Here is a 21,477-nt window from a genome sequence, read left to right as displayed (position 1 = left end):
CTGTTGCATTCGAGCCCGCGCCCGCCCTATTTACACATGTGTAAGGAGAGCGATGCCCAACCTGCCCGATCCCGTCGATCTGGCCGTTCCCGCCTTCGTCCTGCTGGTCGCGGCGGAGATGGTCGTCGCGCGCCTCAAGGACCGCAGCCGTTATTGCCCGCGCGACACGCTGACCTCGCTGATGCTCGGCTTCGGCAGCACGATCGCGGGGGTGCTGGCGGGCGGGATGGTGTTCGCCCTCGCGACCTGGGTCCACCAGTTCCGGCTCTTCGACATCAGCTACGCCTGGTACTGGTTCGTGCTCGCCTTCGTGCTCGACGACCTCGCTTATTACGTCTTCCACCGCTCGGCGCATCGCGTGCGGTGGTTCTGGGCGAGCCATGTCATCCACCATTCGAGCCAGCATTATAACCTCTCGACCGCGCTCAGGCAGACCTGGACCGGCTTCTTCAGCCTCGGCTTCATCTTCCGCCTGCCGCTGTTCCTGATCGGCTTCCCGCCGGCCATGGTGTTCTTCGTCGCGGGGGTGAACTTGGTCTACCAGTTCTGGATCCACACCGAGGTGATCGGGCGGATGCCGCGCTGGTTCGAGGCGGTGATGAACACGCCCTCGCACCACCGCGTCCACCACGCGACCAATGCGCGCTATCTCGACAAGAACTATGCCGGGGTGTTCATCGTGTGGGACCGGATGTTCGGCACCTTCGAGCCCGAGCGCGACGACGACCGGCCGCGCTACGGCATCGTCCACAACCTGCCCGACTTCAACGTCCTGCGCGCGGCGTTCCATGAGTGGTGGGGAATCGCGAAGGACGTGTGGGCGGCACCGGGGATGAAGGCGCGGCTCGGCTATATGTTCGGCCCGCCCGGATGGAGCCACGACGGCAGCCGCGATACATCCGAAACGATCAAGGCCCGCTGGCTGGCGCGGCAGGAAGCGGGGGAGCAGTGGAAGAAGCCGACATCGTCGTCATCGGCGCGGGATCCGGAGGCAGCGCCGCCGCGGGCCGCCTGAGCGAGGACGGCAAGTACAAGGTCGCGGTGCTCGAGGCGGGCGGGCGCAACAGCGGCTTCCGCACGCTGATGCCCGGCGCGATCGCGATGCAGACGCCCGCAACCAACTGGGCGTACGAGACGGTGCCGCAGCCCGGGCTCAACGGCCGCCGCGGCTATCAGCCGCGCGGTAAGGGCCTCGGCGGATCGAGCGCGATCAACGCCATGCTCTACATCCGCGGACATCCGTGGGATTACGACAATTGGGAGAAGCTCGGCGCCACCGGCTGGAGCTGGGACGACGTGTTCCCGGTGTTCAAGCGCAGCGAGGCGAACGAGCGCGGCGCGGACGACTGGCATGGCGGCGACGGGCCTCTGCACGTCAGCGACCAGAGCTTCGTCCATCCCGGCAGCGAGGCATTCGTCGACGCCGCGGCCGCGCTCCAGATTCCGCGCAACGCCGACTTCAACGGCGCGCGGCAGGAGGGCGCCGGCATCTACCAGGTGACACAGAAGGGCGGCGAGCGCTGGACCGCGGCGCGCGGCTACCTGAGCGAACGGCCCAATCTCGAGATCCTGTGCGACGCGATGGTCGAGCGCGTGCTGTTCGAAGACGGCCGCGCCTGGGGCGTCGCCTATGCGCGCGGCGGGCAGTCCGGGGTGATCCGGGCGCGGCACGCCGTGGTGCTGGCGGGCGGCGTGTTCGGCACCGCGCAATTACTCATGCTCTCCGGCATCGGGCCCGGCGCGCACCTCCAGCAGCTCGGGCTCCCCGTGCGGGTCGAGCGCGGCGAGGTCGGCGGCAACCTGCAGGACCATCTCGATTATGTCGCGGCGTTCGAGACCAGGGGAAGCCTGTTCCTCGGCCGCTCGCTGGTCGGATCGCTCAAGGGGCTGGGCGCGATGTGGCGCTGGTTCCGCACCCGCAGCGGCCCGATGACCTCGCCCTTCGCCGAGGCCGGCGCCTTCCTGCGGACCGATCCGAGTCTGCCCGCGCCCGACATCCAGCTCCATTTCCTGGTGGCGATCGTCGAGGATCACGGGCGGGCCAAGGTCAAGGCGCACGGCTATAGCTGCCACGCCTGCGTGCTGCGCCCCGAAAGCCGCGGGACCGTGCGCCTCGCTTCACCCGACGCGCGCACGGCGCCGCTGATCGACCCGGGATTCCTCACCGACCGCCGCGACGTCGACCTGCTCATCAAGGGCGTGCGGACGATGTACCGCATCCTCGACGCCGAGCCGCTCGCGGCGTTCGGCGGCCGCGACCGCTATCCGATCGACCGCAACGACGATGCCGCGCTCGAACGGCTGATCCGCGCACGCGCGGACACGATCTATCACCCGGTCGGCACGGCGCGGATGGGGTCGGATGCCGAAGCCGTCTGCGATCCGAAGCTGCGGGTGCGCGGCGTGGAGGGGCTCTACGTCTCCGACGCCTCGGTGATGCCGCGGCTGATCGGCGGCAACACCAATGCGCCGAGCATCATGATCGGCGAGCGCTGCGCCGACTTCATCCGCGCCGATCTGGGATGACAAGCGAGGCCGGTGGACATGCCACCGGCCCTGATTTCGTTCAGAAGCCCTTGCGCACCGTCAGGCCGAAGGTACGCGGCTGGCTCACGCTGAAACCCAACCGCGCGCGTCCGCCGCGCTCGCGGTCGAACGCCAGCAGCGCGTTCTCGTCGAGCAGGTTGTTGACGTAGATCGACACGCCGAGATCCCCCGGGAAATTCACCCCGGCGCTGAGATTGACCAGCTCATAGGCCGGCAGCTTGAGATCGACCACCGTGGACGCGCTCGCCGGCGCGCCGCCGAACGGCAGGCCATGGACGAAGGTCCGCGGATTGTTCTCCTGGTCGCCCGGCTGGGTGAAGCGGCTGCCGATATGCTGGAACGACGCGCCCAGATAGGCTTCGGTGTCCGGGCCCACCGGGAAGCCATATTGCGCGTTGGCGGAGATCTGGAACTTGGGCACCGAGGGCAGGCGATTGCCGTCGCGGATCCCCTCGATCACCGTGCCGTTGGGCCGCGCGATCGTCGCGTCGAACTCCGCCTCGACCAAGCTGCCCGAGACCGACAGGTCGAGCCCGGTCACTGGCTCCGCCGCGAACTCGAACTCGAGGCCCATGGTATGCGCCTCGGGCACGTTGAACACGATACGCGACGAGCAGCTGCCGGCGTCGGCAGTGACCTGCAGATTCTTGATCTTGGTATAGAAGCCGGCGACGTTGAAGGTGATGCTGCCGAACTGCGCCTTCATCCCGCCTTCGTAGTTCCACAGCGTCTCATCGTCATAGCGCGGCCGCCCGCCGAAGGTCTGCGCGTCGGGTCCGTTGGGCGCGCCCCCGTCGCAGAGCGGCAGGTTGAGCGGATCGTTGACGCCGCCGAGGCGGAAGCCCTTGGCGATCTGGGCGTTGAGCGTGACGCGCGGCGCGACTTCGTAGCTCAGGATGAAGCGCGGCGAGAAACCCTCGGACGAGGTGCGGTCGCGATTGTTGTCGAGATTGGTGAAGAGGCCGCCCGACTTGAAGGTGCGCTCCTCGTTATAACCGTAATAGCGGCCGCCTGCGGTGGCCGTGAGGCCCTGCGCGAGTTCGTAGCTGAACTCGCCGAACACCGCGAGCTGCTTGAGCTTGTAGGGGATGTCGGCGTTGTAGGGCGAATCGCCGGCAAAGCCGTTCGACACCGCCGCCGACGTGCCCGCGCCCAGCACCGCATCGGTGACCGCATCATAGCCCGGCGTGGGCAGCCGCTGCGCATATTGACGGTCGGTATCCGAATAGAAGCCGCCCACCACCCATTGGAACGGCCCGCTTCCGGTCGAGGCGAAGCGCAGCTCCTGGGTGAACTGCTTGAGCGCGGTGGTGTCGACCAGATTCGAAGGCAGCAGCACGCCGGCGGTGGGGAAACCGAGATCGACCGAGACGCTGCCCGTCAGCGCGCTGGCGTCGCGGCTGACGCGGATGTCGCGGTCGGTATAGCTGGTGACCGAGGTGACCGCGACCGGCCCGTGCGCCCAGTTGATGGTGAGGTCGGCGATCTTGACCTCGTCGGAGAAGCTCTCGTCGACCAGCAGATATTGCTCGCGCTCGCCGAGCTGAATCGCCGGACGCGTGGTGGTGTAAGGGTTGGCATAGAGGTTGTAGACCTCCTGCCGGTTGAACCCGTTGGTGGTGATCTTCTGCCACAGGAAGCGCGGCGTGATGCTGAGCTCGGTGGTCGGCTCGAACAGCAGCGCGATGCGCGCCCCATAGCGTTCGCCGGTATTGACGTTCTCCTGCACGCCGCCGCCTTCGCGCAGCGCGTCGATGAACCCGCCATAGCGCGTGTAATAGCCGACCGCGCGCAACGCGACGTTGCCGCTCAGCGGCAGGTTGATCGCGCCCTTGATGTGCCCGCCCAGGCTGTCGCCGTCGACGAGGTTGACGTTCGCCTCGACCTTGCCTTCGGTCCGGGCGGTGGTGGGCTGGTTGGTGATGTAGCGCAGCGTGCCGCCGACCGAGCCCGAGCCGAACAGCGTGCCCTGCGGCCCGCGCAGCGTTTCGACGCGGTTGAGATCGAACAGGTCGAGATCCGGCGTGAACAGCGACAGCGAAATCACCGATTCATCGAGATAGACGCCGACCTGCTCCTTCACGCCGGGCTGGTCGCGCGCGATCTGGCCGGCCGAGACGCCGCGCACGGCGACCGTGCTCTGCCCCGGCCCGAGATTCTGCACCGCAAGGCCCGCGATGTTGCGCGAGAGGTCCTCGACGGTCGTGGCATTGGCGCGCTCGATCGACTCCTCGGTCTGCGCGTTGATCGAGAAGGGCACGTCCTGCACGGTCGAGGCGCGCTTGGTCGCGGTCACGACGATTTCGTCCGGGGTGTCGGGATCGGTTTCCTGCGCCGATGCCGCCTGGGCGCCGACCGCGATCGCAATGAGCGAAGATGCGGCGAGGCGCGCGCGCACGCGGCGCGCGAAACGAATGCTGGTCATTGTCCTCTCCTGTCACACACGGCTCTGCGGCCGCGTCGCAGGGTATAGGACCGGAGTGGAATCGGGCCAATGCGGCCCGAAATTTTATTTCAAAGCGTGTCTTCCGTGCACCTGACGAGGTGAAAGGCTGCGAAACCAAAAAAGAGGGGCCGGTGGACTTGCCACCGGCCCAGTCGTCCGCAGGAGGAACGAAGTGAGGGGCCGCGCCGGAGCACGGCCCCAATCTCGTCAATAATTGTAGGCGCGCTCGCCGTGCTCGTTGATGTCGAGGCCCTCGGTCTCGACTTCCTTGCTCGGGCGAAGGCCGATCGTGTGCTTGAGCGCGAGGAACAGCACCGCGCTGACCACGCCGGTCCACAGCACGGTGGTGCCGACCGCCCAGAGCTGAGTGGTCACCTGGCCGACCATGTCGTAGGCGCCGGCCTTGGCGACGGGCGCGGTGTAGTCGATCCAGCCCTGACCGCCGAGCGCCGGGTCGGCGACGATGCCGGTGCCGATCGCGCCGACGATGCCGCCGACGGCGTGGATGCCGAACACGTCGAGCGTGTCGTCGTACTTGAGCTTGTTCTTCACCGTGGTGACGAAGAAGAAGCAGATCGCCGAAGCGGCGGCGCCGAGCAGGATCGCGGTGCCGGGATGAGCGAAGCCCGCCGCCGGCGTGATCGCGACGAGGCCGGCGACGACGCCCGAGGCGGCGCCGAGCAGCGACGGCTTCTTGTGGATGATCTGCTCGATCACCGCCCAGGCAACGCCCGCCGCCGCGGTGGCGGTGAAGGTGTTGATGAAGGCGAGCGCACCGAACGCGTTGGCCTCGAGACCCGAGCCGGCGTTGAAGCCGAACCAGCCGATCCACAGCAGCGAGGCGCCGATCATGGTCATGACCAGCGAGTGCGGCGGCATCGGTTCGCTCTTGTAGCCGAGGCGCGGACCGATCACGAGGCAGCCGATCAGGCCGGCGACGCCCGCGTTGATGTGCACCACGGTGCCGCCCGCGAAGTCGAGCGCGCCCCAGCCCCAGAGCAGTCCGCTGTCATCGGGTGCGGCGTGGAGGAAGTCCGGACCGGCCCAGTACCAGACCATGTGCGCGATCGGGAAATAGGCGAGCGTCAGCCACGCGACCACGAAGATGATCAGCGGGGTGAACTTCACGCGCTCAGCAAAAGCGCCGACGATCAGCGCCGGCGTGATGCAGGCGAAGGTCATCTGGAAGATCACGAAGACATATTCGGGGAGGTAGACGCCGTTCGAGAAGGTCGCCGCGAAGGTCGTCGGATCGACGCCGGCGAGGAACATCTTCGAGAAGCCGCCGACGAACTTGTTGAGATCGCCGCCGTTGGTGAAGGCCATCGAATAGCCCCAGCAGAACCAGACCAGCGCCGCGACGCAGACGATGGTCAGCACCTGCATCAGCACCGACAGCATGTTCTTGGTGCGGACCAGGCCGCCATAGAAGAGCGCGAGCGCCGGGACCGACATCATCAGCACGAAGGCCGAGGCGACCAGCATCCAGGCGACGTCGCCCTTGTTCACCATCTCCGCCGTCGGCGTGAACGCCGCGGCCGCGGCCGGCGCCGCTTCGGCGACGTTGCCCGCCGCTTCCTGTGCCCAGGCGGGCAGCGCCGCGAGCAGCGTGGCACCCACGCCTGCGGCCAGTTTCAAGCCATTCTTCATCGAAACCCCCTTCATCAAAGCGCGGTCTGGTCGGTCTCGCCGGTGCGGATGCGCACCGCCTGGCCGACGTCGAGCACGAAGATCTTGCCGTCGCCGATCGCGCCGGTGTTGGCCGCGGCCTGGATCGCCTCGACCACCCGTCCGGCGAGATCCGATGCGCAGACCACCTCGATCTTGATCTTGGGCACCATGTTGGTGCTGTATTCCGCGCCGCGGTAGATCTCGGTCTGGCCCTTTTGCCGGCCGAACCCCTTCACCTCGGTCACGGTCATGCCCGCGACGCCCAACTCGGTGAGCGCTTCGCGGACGTCATCGAGCTTGAACGGCTTGATGATGGCGATGACGAGTTTCATTCCGCCCCCTTTCGCAATTGACCGGGGGACCCTCAGCAAAGCCCGTGCCAGAGTCGGAATTTGCGGATTCGGCGGGAGTCCGGGGCGGGATCGCAGGACACGAAGGTAAAAAATTGTGCAGGAGCGAATGCCTGCCTAATTTTTAGGCTTCGTTAAGCGCTGCCCGCGCAATAAGCAGATCGTCCGCGTCCACCATCACGCGCACCGGGATCAGTGCGGCGATGCTGCCTTCGACGATGCTGGATCCGGCATCGAACGCGATCGCGGGAATGCCCTCGGCCTCGAGCCGGCCGATCACGATATGCGCCTCGGGCGGCGGGAAGCGGCCAAGCTCGACCAGCGCCATCAGCGCGCGTCCGCGAGGCTGGCGCGCAGGCGGGCCAGCAGCGCGGGGCGATCGGGAATGCGGATTCCGAAGTCCCCTTCGATCACCGCGGCGATTTCCTCGGCATCGGTCAGGTCGCGCCGCTCGCTGGGCCCGTCCAGCGCGCGAAGCGCAAGCTCGTTGCCGCGCAGGCTGATCCGCCGTCCGGCAAGCGGGCGAGCGAGCGTCAAGCCGTGGCGGAAGTGCGAGCTGGGATGGGTCGAGGTGTACCAGTTGGCGACCAGGTAATCGATCTCCTGCTGGGGTGAGAGATCGAAACGATAGGTGGTGCGCCATTCGCTCCCGATGCGGATCTGCGCGCGCCACTCCTCGCCATTGCGCACGAAGCGGAAGGGCTCGTGCGGCGTCGGCTGCTCGATATCGGGGATCAGGTCGAGCGCGCCGGTGGGCACCGCGCTGCCGAAGCCGGAATCGATCAGCACCGGCCCGTCGGGCAGGTCGACGCGGAGCACCATGTGCGTGCGCGCGGTGACCGTCTCGGGATCCATGTTCCACACCACGCGACCCGAGAGCGGGGTGACCGCGAAGCCGATCGCCTCGAGTACGCGGCGCAGCAGGCCGTTCTGCTCGAAGCAGTATCCGCCGCGCCCGCCGTGGACGAGCTTGGCCATCAGCGCCTCGGGCGCGAGATCGACGGGGCGGTCGAGATAGGGATCGAGATTCTCGAACGGGATCGCGGCGGGATGGTGCGCGGCGATCGCGTCGAGCGTCGCACGATCCGCCGCGACCGGCCCGGTCCAGCCGATCCGCGCGAAATAGGCGTCGACGTCGGCCGGACCCAGCGTCACGCCGCAGTGCCGCCCACCGTCAGGCCCTCGACCAGCAGGGTCGGCTGGCCGACGCCCGCGGGCACGCTCTGCCCGCCCTTGCCGCACATGCCGATGCCCTCGTCCAGGGCGAAGTCGTTGCCGATCCCGGTCACCTTGGTGAGGCAGGTCGGTCCGTCGCCGATCAGCGTCGCGCCCTTGATCGGGGCGCCGAGCTTGCCGTCCTCGATCCGGTACGCCTCGGTGCACGAGAAGACGAACTTGCCCGACACGATGTCGACCTGCCCGCCCCCGAACGACTTGGCGAAGATGCCCTTCTTGACGCGCGCGAGCAGCTCGGCGGGATCGTCCTTGCCGCCCTTCATGAAGGTGTTGGTCATGCGCGGCATCGGTGCATGCTGGAAGCTCTCGCGGCGGCCGTTGCCGGTGGGTTCGACCCCTACCAGCCGCGCGTTGAGGCGGTCCTGCATATAGCCCTTGAGGATGCCGTCCTCGATCAGCACGGTTTCGCGCGTCGGCGTCCCCTCGTCGTCGATCGAGAGCGAGCCGCGCCGGTCCATGATCGAGCCATCGTCGACCACGGTGACGCCGGGCGCCGCGACGCGCTCGCCGATGCGGCCGGAAAAGGCGCTGGTGCCCTTGCGGTTGAAATCGCCTTCCAGCCCGTGCCCGACCGCCTCGTGCAGCAGCACGCCGGGCCAGCCGGGGCCGAGCAGCACGGTCATCTCGCCCGCCGGGGCATCGACCGCGTCGAGATTGACCAGCGCCTGCGCCAGCGCCTCGTCGATCGCGCGGTTCCAGGTCGCCGGTTCGAACAGCCGGTCATAGAGCGCACGGCCGCCGGTACCGAAGCTTCCGGTCTCGCGGCGGCCATTCGCCTCGACCACGATCGACACGTTGAGCCGCACCAGCGGGCGCACGTCAGTGGCGACGAAGCCGTCCGGCCGGACGATCTCGACCACGCTCCACGAGCCGAGCAGGCTCGCCGAGACCTGCACCACGCGGGGATCGCGGGCACGCGCCGCCGCGTCGATCGCCTGGCACAGGTTCACCTTGTCGGCGAACGGGACGAGGTCGAGCGGATCGGCGTCAGTATAGAGGTGGCGGTTGGTGCGCGCGGGCGGCGCGGCTTGCGGCCCCTTGGCGGGATCGATCAGCGCCATCGTCTCGCCGGCGCGGCGGATCGCGGCTTCGCTGATCTCGTTGGCATGGGCGAACGCGGTGGTCTCGCCGCTCACCGCGCGCAGCCCGAAGCCCGAATCAGTGTTGTACGATGCGGTCTTGAGCCGCCCGTCGTCGAAGCCGAACGCCTCGGACTTGCGATATTGGAGATAGAGCTCGCCATCCTCGGATTTTGCGAGGATCGAAGCCGTCAGGCGCTGGGCGGCGTCGGCGTCGAAGCCGTCGCGATAGAGGAAGCCACGGGGATCGCTGTACATCCCCGGAATATAGGGGCGTCAGACGCTCGCGCCAGCCGGGTGATCGGGAAGTTCCGACTGGTCCGCGCCGTCGGCCGGGCCGCCGGCCAGGACGAAGCGGCGATCGCAATAGCCGCAATCGACATAGCCGTGCTCGTCGATCTCGAGGAACACGCGCGGATGGCCGAGCGCGGCCGGGATGCCGGCATGCGCGCCGTCGCAGGCGACGCGGCGGTGGGTGACGCGAGTGACTTCGGGCGGCGCGATCATGCCCCGCGGTTAGCAAAGGCGCACGGCGGCGGCAATTGCTTCGATGCGCATGAGGCCGCGGGACCGGGAATTAAGGTCCTCACAATAATTTGACCCGTAAAATGCACCGGGACGGACTTTTTCCGGCAGACTGCCGGAACGCACAAGCGAAAGCAGCACCGCATGATCGACGTCGCACGTTGCATTGCGATAGACCATAATCCGTGGCTCGTCCTGGTTGCCGTCGCGATCTGCTGTGCCGGCGCATTCGCGATTGCCCAGACCTTCGAGCGGGCCAATCACACCGAGGGTTCGCAGCGTTTCGGCTGGATCGTGCTCGCCGCGATGGCCGCGGGCGCGACGATCTGGTGCACGCATTTCGTCGCCATGCTCGCCTATCGGGCGAAGGTGCCCGTGACGCTCGACGCGGTGCTGACGATCGTCTCGCTGCTCGTCGCGATCGCGGGCACCGGCATCGGCATCGGCATCGCCACGCGGGCCGGCCGTCTCTGGCCGATCCTGGGCGGCGCGGTGTTCGGTGGTGCGATCACCAGCATGCACTATGTCGGGATGGCCGCCTATCGTATCGAGGGGATCGCCGAATGGCGCTGGGGCTATGTCCTCGCCTCGGTGCTGTGTTCGATCGGCTTCGCCGCGGCGGCGTTCGCGGTCCTGCGCTCGGCGCGATCCGGCCGTTATCGCGCCGCGACCGGCAGCGTCCTGCTGGTCACCGCGATCGCGACGCTCCATTTCATCGCCATGACCGCGCTGCGCGTCACGCCGCTGCGGCTCGACGATACGCCGCTCAGCTCCGATGCGATGGTGGCGCTGGCCCTCGCCACCGGCCTGGTGGGCCTGGTCGTGATCGCGGCCGGCGTGCTCGCCGCCTACATGGATCGCCAGACCCGCACCGACGCGCTGCACAGCCTGCGTCGCATGGCGCTGAGCGATCCGCTCACCGGGCTTCCCAACCGCACCCATTTCCAGCAGTCGCTGGGTGCGCGGCTGGCGCAGGCGCGCAGCGCCGGCACCTCCTTCGCCGCGATCGCGATCGATCTCGAGCGGTTCAAGGAAGTCAACGACATCCACGGTCACAAGGCCGGCGACGAAGTGCTGGTGACGATCGCCGGCCGGATCGAGCGCGCGATCGGGAGCGAGGCGACCGTGGCGCGGCTGGGCGGCGACGAGTTCGTCGTGCTGCGCAACAGCGACGACCGCGTCGAGCTCGTCGCCTTTGTCGAGCAGCTCGAGGCGATCCTGCGCGCCCCGCTCAAGATCGGAGCGTTCGAGACGCGGGTCGGCGCGAGCATCGGCGTCGCGGTCTATCCCGACGATGCCGGCGATGCGGACACGCTCTTCAACAATGCCGACCTTGCCATGTACCGGGCCAAGAGCACGCGGCATCTGGGCCCGTGCTACTATGACGCCGCGCTCGACGAGGCGATCCGGCAACGCCGCGAGCTGGCCAACGACCTGCGCGTCGCGATCGAGAACGACCAGCTCGACGTCCATTATCAGCTGCAGGCGTCGGTCAGCACCGGCGACATCACCGGCTATGAGGCGCTGGTGCGCTGGAACCACCCCCTGCGCGGCGACATCGCGCCCTCGGTCTTCGTGCCGATCGCGGAAGAGAATGGCCTGATCCTGCAGCTCGGCGAATGGGTGCTGCGCCGCGCCTGCACCGACGCGATGCAATGGCCGCACGAATCGCGGGTGGCGGTGAACGTGTCGCCGGTCCAGCTTGCGCATGCCGATCTGCCGCAGCTGTTCCACCGCGTCATGCTGGAGACCGGCCTGCCGCCGCGCCGGCTGGAGATCGAGCTGACCGAGAGCGCGATCATGGCGGACCGCGCGCGCTCGCTGCACGTGCTGCGCCAGATCAAGGCGCTGGGCGTCGGCGTCGCGCTCGACGATTTCGGGACGGGCTATTCGTCGCTCGAGACGCTGCGCGCGTTCCCGTTCGACAAGATCAAGCTCGACCAGTTCTTCGTCGCCGAGATCGAGAGCAGCCCGCAGGCGATCGCGATCATCCGCGCCGTCCTGGCGCTGGGCAAGAGCCTGTCGATCCCGATCCTGGCCGAAGGGATCGAGACCGCCGACCAGCTCAGCGCGCTGCGGCGCGAGGGCTGCGACGAGGTGCAGGGCTTCCTCCTCGGGCGGCCCCTGCCTTCGCCGGTCGGCACGCCGGGCGAGCAGCCGGCGCAGCGCCCGGGGGACTCGCGCGCGGCATAGCCGGTTTCGCTTGCCAAGGCGGCACCGCGGTTCCAAGTCAGCGCGCATGAGCGACGCGGCAATCGAAATCGACGGGCTTTCCAAGGTCTATGCGGGCGGCAAGCAGGCGCTCGACGATGTGAGCTTCACCGTACCGCGCGGGCAGATCTTCGGGCTGCTGGGACCCAATGGCGCGGGCAAGTCGACGCTGATCAACATCCTCGCAGGCCTCGTCAACAAGACCGGCGGGCGCGCCAGCGTATGGGGCTTCGACATCGACCAGCATCCGCGCAACGCCAAGCGCGCGATCGGGATCGTCAACCAGGAGATCCTGTTCGATCCCTTCTTCACGCCCGTGGAGACGCTGGAGATCCAGGCGGGACTCTATGGCGTGCCCAGGGCCGAGCGGCGCTCGCTGGAGCTGCTGCGCGCGGTGCATCTGGAGGACAAGGCCAACGCCTATTCGCGCACGCTGTCGGGGGGCATGAAGCGGCGGCTGATGGTGGCCAAGGCGATGGTGCACGCGCCGCCCGTGCTGGTGCTCGACGAGCCCACCGCCGGCGTCGACATCGAGCTGCGCCAGCAGCTCTGGGCCTATGTCCGCACGCTCAACGAGCGCGGGACGACGGTGGTGCTGACCACGCACTATCTCGAGGAGGCCGAGGAGCTGTGCGACCGCATCGCGATCATCAACCACGGCCGGCTGATCGCCAACGAGCCGACGCGCGAGCTGGTCGGCAAGACGCAGGAGAAGGCGGTCGAGGTGACGGTGGACCGCGACATCGCCGCGGTGCCCGACAATCGCTGCTTCCAGCGAATCGAGGCGAAGGGCGAGCGCACGCTCGTCATCACCTATCGCAAGGACCAGGCGAACGCCGGCGAGGTGCTCGGCGCGGTGCAGGCGGCGGGGTTCGGCATCGTCGACGTGAGCACGCGCGAGGCCGACCTGGAGGATGTCTTCCTGAGCCTGACCCGGGCGGCCAACACGGCCTGACGCGCGGAAGTTGACACTGGCTTGACACTATCGGCGCCGCTTTCGCGCTTCGCGACGGATCGCGAACGATGCCGCTAGATCGAGGAAGGCGCCCGAATCTCGCATCGGACCATCCAGATATGCCGGATGAGGGTCTGTAGGAAAGTTCTAAATGATGCAGGCGCGGCGGGGCGTGAGCGGCCTAGCGCCGATGCCGCGAGAGGAAGCGCCACATCGCGTCATTGTCGGCGGTCCAGACATGGCCGGCGCCACGGGTGACCTGCGCCGCCACCTCGCTGCGCGCGCGGCACGCGGTGTAGAGCTGCTCGTAGCGGTCGGCGGCGAGGTCCCTGCGCAGCGGCCCGGCGCGGCAGTCGTTGAGCTCGCTCCAGCGCGCCAGCGCGGCGTCCATCGGATATTGCCAATAGCCCGCGCCGCCGCCCTGGATCGGATTGGTGCCGTCCCTGTCGCCGGCGAATGCGATCACCGGCATGGGCTTGGCAGGGCGGCAGGTGGCGGGATCGGGGCGCTGGGGATCAGCCGCGAGCGGGTTGCCCGCGCGCAAGCCGACCACCGGCGCGATCGCCGCGAACTTGTCCGCCGCGACGCAGCCGAGCCATGACGTCATCCGCCCGCCGCCCGACAGGCCGGTCGAATAGACGCGCGCCGGGTCTGCGCAGCCCTGCGCGACGAGCCAGCCGATCGCGGCGCGGATGAAGGCGATGTCGTCCGCGTCGCCCGGTCCCGGTACCTTGCCCGTGACCGTCGGCACGCCGGGGATGTTCCACACGAAGCCGCGCTCGACCGGGATCCCGCCATCGGGCGCGGCGAGCAGGAAGCCGTGGCGGTCGCTGGTGGCGACGAGACCCGATTGCGCGAGGATCGCCGCGCCGTCCCCGCCGCTGCCGTGCAGCGCGAACAGCAGCGGCAGGCGCGTGCCGGGACGATAATCTGCCGGCATGTGGACCAGCATCGCGCGGCCGGTGTCGCCCACCGTCACGCGCTTGGTGATGCCGGGCTCGGCGAGCGTGCAGCGCGGGGCCGCGCTCGCGGCGGGGATCAGGGCGGCGAGCGCTACTAGGAGGAGGGCGGGGACGATCGGCAGGCGCATGGCGGCGCTTCTAGAGCAGCGACAAAAGCTTGGCGACCGCGGCGTTTGATTTCACGCGCGTTTGCCGCATAGCGGGTCCCCGCCCGGCGAAAGGAGCGATGCGTGGCCAGTGAATCCCAGCAATCCGATGTGCTGATCGTCGGCTCGGGCGCGGCGGGGCTGACCGCGGCGCTCAACCTCGCCGACCGGTTCAACGTGACGGTGCTGGCCAAGGGGGCGCTCAACGAGGGCTCGACCGCCTGGGCGCAGGGCGGGATCGCCGCGGTGCTCGAGCCCGGCGACACGTTCGAGGCGCACATCGCCGACACGATGATCGCTGGCGCCGGGCTCAACGATCGCGCGACGGTCGAGTTCGTGGTCGAGAACGCGCCCGCGGCGATCGAGCGGCTGGCGCAGCTCGGCGTCCCCTTCAACGTCGATGGCGACGGCGAGGGCTGGCACCTGACGCGCGAGGGCGGACACAGCGCGCGCCGCATCGTCCATGTCGACGACGCCACCGGCTGGGCGGTGCAGGAGGCGCTGATCCGCGCCGCGAGCGCGCATCCCAACATCCGCCTGGTGCCCGACATGGTCGCGATCGATCTCGCCACCAGCCGGCACGAGGAACGCTATTCGGGCGCGGGCAATGTGTGGGGCGTCTACGCCGTCAACCGCGCCACCGGCCATGTCGAGCTGTTCACCGCCCATGCCACGATCCTGGCGACCGGGGGCGCGGGGCGCACCTATCTCTTCTCGACCGCGCCCAAGGGGGCGACCGGCGACGGCATCGCGATGGCGTGGCGCGCGGGCTGCCGCATCTCGAACATGGAGATGATGCAGTTCCACCCGACCTGCCTCTACAATCTCGAGGTCAAGAACTTCCTGATCACCGAGGCGGTGCGCGGCGAAGGCGGGCGGCTGATCAACCCGACCACCGGCAAGCGCTTCATGACCTATTACGACGCCGAGCGCATGGAGCTGGCGCCGCGCGACGTGGTGGCGCGCGCGATCGACGCCGAGATCAAGCGCTACGGCCTCGACTATGTCCATCTCGACATCAGCCACATGCCGGCCGAGTTCGTGAAGGGGCATTTCCCCAACATCTACGAGAAGCTGATCGGCCTCGGCATCGACATGACCACCGGGCCGATCCCGGTGGTGCCGGCACAGCATTATACCTGCGGCGGCATCGTCATCGATCTCGACGGGCGCACCGACCTGCCCGGCCTCTACGCCGCGGGCGAGTGCACCGAGAGCGGGCTGCACGGCGCCAACCGCCTGGCGAGCAACTCGCTGCTCGAATGCTTCGTGTTCGGCGAGGCGGCGGCGAAGCACATCATCGCCAACTGGAGCGACCTTCCCCCGCCGCCCCCGATCCGGCCGTGGGACGAGAGCCGCGTCACCGATTCCGACGAGGAGGTGGTGATCAAGCAGAACTGGACCGAAATCCGCCGCTTCATGTGGAATTACGTCGGAATCGTGCGCACGACCAAGCGGCTCGAGCGCGCTGCGCATCGTATCAAGCTGCTCAACGAGGAGGTTGCCGACTATTACGGCCATTTCCGCGTCACCCCCGACCTGATCGAGCTCAGAAACCTGCTCCAGGCGGCCGAGCTGATCGTGCGGTCGGCGCTCCACCGCCACGAAAGCCGGGGGCTGCACTATACGCTCGACTATCCGGAAACCGCGCCGGACGCCGTCGATACGGTGCTAGTTCCTTGATTCCTCGCCGCTTTGTTCACGCTTTACCGTCATATTAACGGCATTCGTCGCAGCTTGGCATCAATCCCCTTGAACCAGCCCGGTTCATTGAGACATGATCACATTGGGCAAGGGGTGGTGTGAGCGTGTTGGCACTGCAGGATTTCTCGATCGTTCAACGGGCATTGACGCTGGGTGGGCTCGCGCCCGCGCTGCTGATCGGCGCTGGCGTTCATTCGCAGGACGTGCCGCATAACCTGGTGCCGCCGAGCTATCGCGTCACGATGAGCGTCCCCCCGGCGCCGCGGCCGCTGCCGGTCGCGCCCGCGCCGGCCATGCTCCAGTCCAGCATCACCACGCTCACGCGCAATTTCGGCGGCGTCGTCGGCGTGTCCGTGCGCAGCCTCGACCAGGGCTGGCAGATCGACGCCAATGGCGCGCGGCGCATGCCGCAGCAGAGCGTCTCCAAGCTGTGGGTGGCGATGACCGTGCTCGACGCGCGCGACCGCGGCAAGCTGACGCTCGACGATCCGGTCACGCTGACGCGCGAGAATCTCACGGTCTTCCACCAGCCGATCGCCTCGCTGGTGGTGCGGGACGGCGTCTATCGCACCACGGTGCGCGAGCTGCTGCTGCGCGCGATGCAGCAGAGCGACAATACCGCCAACGACCGGCTGCTCCATCTGGTCGGCGGGCCCGAGGCGGTGCGCGCCTTCATCCGCGACAAGGGGCTGGGCGACATCCGCTTCGGCCCGGGCGAGCGGCTGTTGCAGGCCGGCACCGCGGGGCTCGAATGGAAGCCCGAATATTCGATGGGCGGTGCCTTCCAGCAGGCGCGCGCGGCACTTTCGCCGACGGTGCGCCGCGCCGCGTACAACGCCTATGTCGCCGATCCGCCCGACGGCGCGGCGCCTGCGGCGATCGCGCTGGCGCTGGCGCGGCTCAAGGCCGGCGAGATCCTCTCGCCCTCGTCGAGCCGCTGGCTGACGACGGTGATGGAAGCCTCGCGCACCGGCAAGTTCCGGCTGCGCGGCGCGGTGCCGCCGGGCTGGACCTTCGGGCACAAGACCGGCACGGGCCAGAATCTGGGCGGGCGCACCGCGGGCTATAACGATGTCGGCATCCTGACCGCGCCCGACGGCAAATCCTATTCGATCGCGGTGATGATCGGCGACACGCCGCGCCCGATCAAGGAGCGCCAGGAGCTGATGCAGGCGGTGGTCGCCTCGATCGTCGCCAATCACCAGTAGGTTCGGGCACCCGTAAGTCCGGGCACCGACAAGTTCGAACGCAAGCGCCGGGAGGCGTGGCACGCAGCTGCGGCCTAGACGCCGCGGCATGACCTGTACGCCCGCTCGCCACGACTGGCCCGCCATCGAAACCGCACTCGATCAGGAAGGCTGGGCGGTGCTTCCCGGACTGCTCTCGCCCAGCGCCTGCGCCGGCCTCGCCGCCGCCTATGACGAGGATGCGCCGTTCCGCAGCACGGTGACGATGGCACGGCACGGGTTCGGACGCGGCGAATATCGCTATTTCGCCTATCCGCTGCCGCCGCTGGTGTCGGCGCTGCGGACCGCACTCTATCCGCATCTCGCGGCGATCGCGAACCGCTGGCACGCGCGGCTGGGGCTGGATCGGCGCTTTCCCGCGATGCATGACGAGTTCCTCGCCGAATGCCATGCCGGCGGGCAGACGCGCCCGACCCCGCTGCTGCTGCGCTACGGCCCCGGCGACTATAACTGCCTGCATCAGGACCTCTATGGCGAGCATGTCTTCCCGCTCCAGGTCGCGGTGCTGCTGTCGGCGCCGGGCGCGGCGTTCGACGGCGGCGAGCTGGTGCTGACCGAGCAGCGGCCGCGGATGCAGTCGCGGGCGGCGGTGGTGCCGCTCGGCCAGGGCGATGCGGTAGTGTTCGCGGTCAGCCAGCGCCCGGTGCACGGCAGCCGCGGCGACTATCGCGTGACGATGCGCCACGGCGTGAGCGCGATCCGGCGCGGGCGGCGCCACACGCTCGGCATCATCTTCCATGACGCGGCATAAACCAAGGATCGTACCGGCATTGTCACGATTCTGGTGCAGCCAGGTCTTCGCCTACGAACAGGGGAGAAGCGCGATGGATGAGACCACGAACTTCATCAACGATTCCGGCGACAGCGACGCCTCCAAGGTCGTCGTCTTTGCCGAGGACCAGACGGAAGCTGCCGGTTACGCGCCGCAGCAGAGCGGTTACCTGCCGGAGGTGGCGCTCAATTTCATCAACCACTCCAACGACGTGAACAATTCCCAGGTCGTCATCTTCGCAAAGAACATCGCGACCAGCTTCGACGAGCTCGCGGTCGCCTGGCGCGTGATCCAGAATTGCGGGCAGGGCTGGAATCATCCGTTCGTCTACCCGATGGGCCAGACGATCGGCGCGAGCGACAGCTGGGGGAACTTCACGCCGCAGACGGACGCGCCGGCCGGCCAGGCCTTCGCGGTGCAGCGCGCCGCCTCGGGCGACCAGCTGGTCGCGCACGGGCCGGCCACCGCCCCGAACGAGATCCAGCTGCTCAACGCGCTGCCGCAGGGCGCGGTGAGCGCCAATATCTTCAAGGACGGCAAGCTGTTCGCGACCAGGACCGGCATCGCGCCCCAGCAAAAGGCCGTGTTCCAGTTCAAGCCGACGATCTGGATCGGCGTCGTGTCGCAAGTCGAGCAAGGCTCGGTGATGAACGCGGCGATCCTCTCCGACGTCAATACCGAGATCTCGCTGCTGGGCATCGCCAGCGCCGACATCGTGATGACCGGCGGCGGCGCGGGCCCCAATGCCCTTCCGTTCAGCTTCTCGCTGCAGAATGTCGTGATGGCCTGAACCTCGGGCGAGCGGACGGCCGCTTGGGGCTTTGTTCCGCTCGCCCGCTCGGCTATCCCGTCGGCCATGCCCCATCTCTACCTGGTCGACGGCTCCGGCTATATCTTCCGCGCCTATCACCGGCTGCCGCCGCTGACGAACAAGCATGGCGAGCCGGTCGGCGCCGTCTATGGCTATACGACGATGCTGTGGAAGCTCGCCGACGAGCTGCACAAGGCCGACGGCCCGACGCACATGGCGGTGATTCTCGACAAGAGCGAGCACACCTTCCGCAACGAGCTCTACGACCAGTACAAGGCGCACCGCCCGCCCGCGCCCGAGGATCTGGTGCCCCAGTTCCCGATGATCCGCGACGCGACGCGCGCCTTCAGCCTGCCGTGCATCGAGGAACTGGGCTGGGAGGCCGACGACCTGATCGCCTCCTACACCAAGGCGGCGCTGGCGCAGGGCTGGTCGGTGACGATCGTCAGCTCCGACAAGGACCTGATGCAGCTGATGACCGATCCCTCGGTCGACATGCTCGACACGATGAACAACCGCCGGCTGGGGCCCGAGGCGACGTTCGAGAAGTTCGGCGTCTATCCCGACAAGCTGGGCGAGGTGCTGGCGCTGATGGGCGACAGCGTCGACAACGTCCCCGGCGTGCCCGGAATCGGCCCCAAGACCGCGGCCAAGCTGATCACCGAGCATGGCGATGTCGAGGCCGTACTGGCGGCGGCACCGTCGATGAAGCCGGGCAAGCTGCGCGACAATCTGATCGAGCATGCCGAGATGGCGCGGCTGTCGCGCAAGCTGGTCGAGCTGTCGTGCGACGTGCCGCTGCCCGATCCGCTCGAGGAGCTCGAGCTCAAGGGCATTCCCGACGCGCCGCTGCGCGCGTTCCTAGAGCATCACGGGTTCAAGTCGTTGCTCGCGCGGCTGAGCAGCGCCGGCACGACCGTGGCGGATGCGCCGGTCGAGAGTCCCGAGCCGGTGCCGCTGCCCGACGATCCGCCGTGCGACCACGACGGCTATGAGACGGTGGTCGACGAAACCGCGCTCGACCGCTGGATCGTCAACGCACGGCATCAGGGCTGGGTGGCGATCGACACCGAGACCACCGGGGTCGACGCGACTCGCGCCGAGCTGGTCGGGGTCAGCATGGCGCTTCAGCCCAACCTCGCCTGCTACATCCCGGTGGCGCATGGCGGCACCGACATGTTCGCCGAGAAGCCGGCCCAGCTCGACCGCGACCTGGTGATCGCCAAGCTCAAGCCGCTGCTCGAGGACCCGGCGGTGCTCAAGATCGGGCACAACATCAAATACGACCTGATCGTGCTGTCGCGCTGCGGAATCGAGGTCGCGCCCTATGACGACACGATCGTGATGAGCTTCGACCTCGACGCCGGCCTGCACGGGCACGGCATGGACGAGCTCGCCGCGACGCATCTCTCGCACTCGTGCATCGCCTACAAGGAGGTGGTCGGCACGGGCAAGAAGCAGCTCGGCTTCCAGGAAGTCGATCTCAAGGCCGCGACGCGCTATGCCGCCGAGGATGCCGACGTCACGCTGCGGTTGTGGCGGCGCTTCAAGCCGCGCCTGCCGTTCGAGGGCGCGACGCGAGTCTATGAGATGGTCGACCGGCCGCTGGCGCGGGTGATCGCCGGCATGGAGCTGGCCGGGGTCAAGGTCGATGCCGGGGTGCTGGCGAAGCTCTCCGACGACTTCTCCAGGCAGATCGCGGCGCTCGAGGAGGAGATCCACGGGATCGCCGGGTTCAAGTTCACGATCGGCAGCCCCAAGCAGCTCGGCGACGTGCTGTTCGACAAGATGGGGATCAAGGGCGGGCGCAAGGGCAAGTCGGGCGTCTATTCGACCGACGTCAACGAGCTCGAGCGGATCGCCGCGGACAAGGATTCGCCGGGGCGCGAGATGGTGGTCAAGGTGCTCGACTGGCGCCAGCTGACCAAGCTCAAATCGACCTATACCGACGCGCTGCAGGCGCAGATCAACCCGGCGACGGGGCGCGTCCACACCAGCTATTCGCTGACCGGTGCGCAGACCGGGCGGCTGTCCTCGACTGACCCGAACCTCCAGAACATCCCGGTGCGCACCGAGGTCGGGCGGCAGATCCGCGACGCCTTCGTCGCCGAGCCGGGCAACGTCATCCTCTCGGCCGACTATTCGCAGATCGAGCTGCGGCTCGCGGCGCACATCGCCGACGTGCCGCAGCTGCGCGAGGCGTTCGAGCGCGGGGACGATATCCACAACATGACCGCGACCGAGCTGTTCGGCGAGGTCAACCGCGACACCCGCGGGCGCGCCAAGACGATCAACTTCGCGATCCTCTACGGCATCAGCCGCTGGGGACTCGCCGGCCGGCTCGACGTGACGCCCGACGAGGCGCAGGCGATGATCGACCGCTATTTCGAGCGCTTCCCCGGCATCAGCCGCTACATCGCCGACACGCTCAACGACGCCAAGGCGCGCGGCTATACCGAGACGTTGTTCGGGCGGAAGACGCACTTCCCGCGCCTCAAGTCGCCCAACCCCAACGAGCGCGGCGGCAGCGAGCGTGCCGCGATCAACGCCCCGATCCAGGGCACCAGCGCCGACATCATCAAGCGCGCGATGGCGCGGATGGGCCCGGCGCTGCGGGACGCGGGCCTGCACGACGTCAAGATGCTGATGCAGGTGCACGACGAGCTGGTGTTCGAGCTTCCCGAGCGCGACGCGGAAGCGGCGACGCCGATCATCCGCCATGTGATGGAGACCGCGGCGGAGCCGGCGGTGAAGCTCACCGTGCCGCTCGGCGTCGAGATCGGCACCGGGCCGAGCTGGGGCGCAGCGCATTGAC

General features: G+C 68.2%; 17 protein-coding genes. 9 read left to right on the top strand and 8 right to left on the bottom strand.

The features are described 5' to 3' along the window. The first annotated feature begins 52 nt into the window (after positions 1-52). Positions 53-1,015 carry a sterol desaturase family protein gene (locus ACO227_RS06865; protein ID WP_423606344.1) on the top strand — a complete coding sequence of 321 codons (963 nt, stop codon included), beginning with the start codon at positions 53-55 and terminating at the stop codon, positions 1,013-1,015. Then, positions 949-2,526: a GMC family oxidoreductase gene (locus tag ACO227_RS06860; protein WP_423606343.1), complete on the top strand. Its 1,578-nt coding sequence runs from the start codon at positions 949-951 to the stop codon at positions 2,524-2,526. The genes ACO227_RS06865 and ACO227_RS06860 overlap by 67 nt, the downstream gene beginning before the upstream one ends. Positions 2,527-2,566: 40 nt before the next feature. On the opposite strand, the gene ACO227_RS06855 is transcribed toward ACO227_RS06860, so the two are convergent. From ACO227_RS06855 to ACO227_RS06825, 7 genes are all read right to left on the bottom strand, one after another. Beyond that, the gene (locus ACO227_RS06855; RefSeq protein WP_423606341.1) at positions 2,567-4,972 is read right to left on the bottom strand and encodes a TonB-dependent receptor; all 2,406 of its coding nucleotides are present in this window, start codon (positions 4,970-4,972) and stop codon (positions 2,567-2,569) included. 228 nt (positions 4,973-5,200) lie between these two features. Next, a complete protein-coding gene (locus tag ACO227_RS06850; RefSeq protein ID WP_423606340.1) occupies positions 5,201-6,643 on the bottom strand; it encodes an ammonium transporter in 1,443 nt (480 codons plus the stop codon). Between the two features lie 14 nt (positions 6,644-6,657). Continuing rightward, entirely contained in the window at positions 6,658-6,996 is a 339-nt protein-coding gene (locus ACO227_RS06845; RefSeq protein WP_066578278.1) for a P-II family nitrogen regulator, read from the bottom strand. A 142-nt stretch (positions 6,997-7,138) separates the two neighbouring features. Then, positions 7,139-7,342 carry a DUF2007 domain-containing protein gene (locus ACO227_RS06840; RefSeq protein ID WP_423606337.1) on the bottom strand — a complete coding sequence of 68 codons (204 nt, stop codon included), beginning with the start codon at positions 7,340-7,342 and terminating at the stop codon, positions 7,139-7,141. Further along, positions 7,342-8,169: an arylamine N-acetyltransferase family protein gene (locus tag ACO227_RS06835; RefSeq protein WP_423606336.1), complete on the bottom strand. Its 828-nt coding sequence runs from the start codon at positions 8,167-8,169 to the stop codon at positions 7,342-7,344. The genes ACO227_RS06840 and ACO227_RS06835 overlap by 1 nt, the downstream gene beginning before the upstream one ends. Continuing rightward, on the bottom strand, positions 8,166-9,587 hold the full coding sequence (gene tldD / locus ACO227_RS06830) for a metalloprotease TldD (RefSeq protein ID WP_423606334.1): 1,422 nt from the start codon (positions 9,585-9,587) through the stop codon (positions 8,166-8,168). The genes ACO227_RS06835 and tldD overlap by 4 nt, the downstream gene beginning before the upstream one ends. 18 nt (positions 9,588-9,605) lie before the next feature. Next, a complete protein-coding gene (locus ACO227_RS06825; RefSeq protein WP_331028940.1) occupies positions 9,606-9,836 on the bottom strand; it encodes a zinc-finger domain-containing protein in 231 nt (76 codons plus the stop codon). 162 nt (positions 9,837-9,998) lie between these two features. Here ACO227_RS06825 and ACO227_RS06820 point away from each other — a divergent pair, with 162 nt between their 5' ends. Both ACO227_RS06820 and ACO227_RS06815 read left to right on the top strand, forming a co-directional pair. Continuing rightward, the gene (locus ACO227_RS06820) at positions 9,999-12,047 is read left to right on the top strand and encodes a putative bifunctional diguanylate cyclase/phosphodiesterase (RefSeq protein WP_423606331.1); all 2,049 of its coding nucleotides are present in this window, start codon (positions 9,999-10,001) and stop codon (positions 12,045-12,047) included. A 46-nt stretch (positions 12,048-12,093) separates the two neighbouring features. Continuing rightward, on the top strand, positions 12,094-13,020 hold the full coding sequence (locus ACO227_RS06815) for an ABC transporter ATP-binding protein (RefSeq protein WP_423606329.1): 927 nt from the start codon (positions 12,094-12,096) through the stop codon (positions 13,018-13,020). Between the two features lie 181 nt (positions 13,021-13,201). Here ACO227_RS06815 and ACO227_RS06810 read toward each other — a convergent pair whose 3' ends face one another. Then, entirely contained in the window at positions 13,202-14,110 is a 909-nt protein-coding gene (locus ACO227_RS06810; protein ID WP_423606328.1) for an alpha/beta hydrolase family esterase, read from the bottom strand. A gap of 102 nt (positions 14,111-14,212) precedes the next feature. Here ACO227_RS06810 and nadB point away from each other — a divergent pair, with 102 nt between their 5' ends. The 5 genes from nadB (at position 14,213) to polA (ending at position 21,476) form a co-directional block, all read left to right on the top strand. Further along, positions 14,213-15,811 (top strand): L-aspartate oxidase, encoded by a 1,599-nt coding sequence (gene nadB / locus ACO227_RS06805; RefSeq protein WP_423606326.1) that lies wholly within the window; start codon positions 14,213-14,215, stop codon positions 15,809-15,811. A gap of 125 nt (positions 15,812-15,936) precedes the next feature. After that, entirely contained in the window at positions 15,937-17,040 is a 1,104-nt protein-coding gene (locus ACO227_RS06800; protein WP_423607289.1) for a serine hydrolase, read from the top strand. A gap of 88 nt (positions 17,041-17,128) precedes the next feature. Next, a complete protein-coding gene (locus ACO227_RS06795) occupies positions 17,129-17,830 on the top strand; it encodes a 2OG-Fe(II) oxygenase (protein WP_423606324.1) in 702 nt (233 codons plus the stop codon). 73 nt (positions 17,831-17,903) lie between these two features. Continuing rightward, the gene (locus tag ACO227_RS06790; protein WP_423606323.1) at positions 17,904-18,641 is read left to right on the top strand and encodes a hypothetical protein; all 738 of its coding nucleotides are present in this window, start codon (positions 17,904-17,906) and stop codon (positions 18,639-18,641) included. A gap of 66 nt (positions 18,642-18,707) precedes the next feature. Then, positions 18,708-21,476, top strand: coding sequence for a DNA polymerase I (gene polA, locus ACO227_RS06785; RefSeq protein WP_423606321.1), 2,769 nt, complete (start codon positions 18,708-18,710; stop codon positions 21,474-21,476). Position 21,477: the final 1 nt, after the last annotated feature.

It is taken from the genome of Sphingomonas sp. MS122 (genome assembly GCF_049532975.1).
In the GTDB taxonomy this organism is placed as follows: Bacteria; Pseudomonadota; Alphaproteobacteria; order Sphingomonadales; family Sphingomonadaceae; genus Sphingomonas.
Note: the sequence above shows the minus strand (reverse complement) of the source record. Positions and strands in the feature narration are given on the sequence as shown.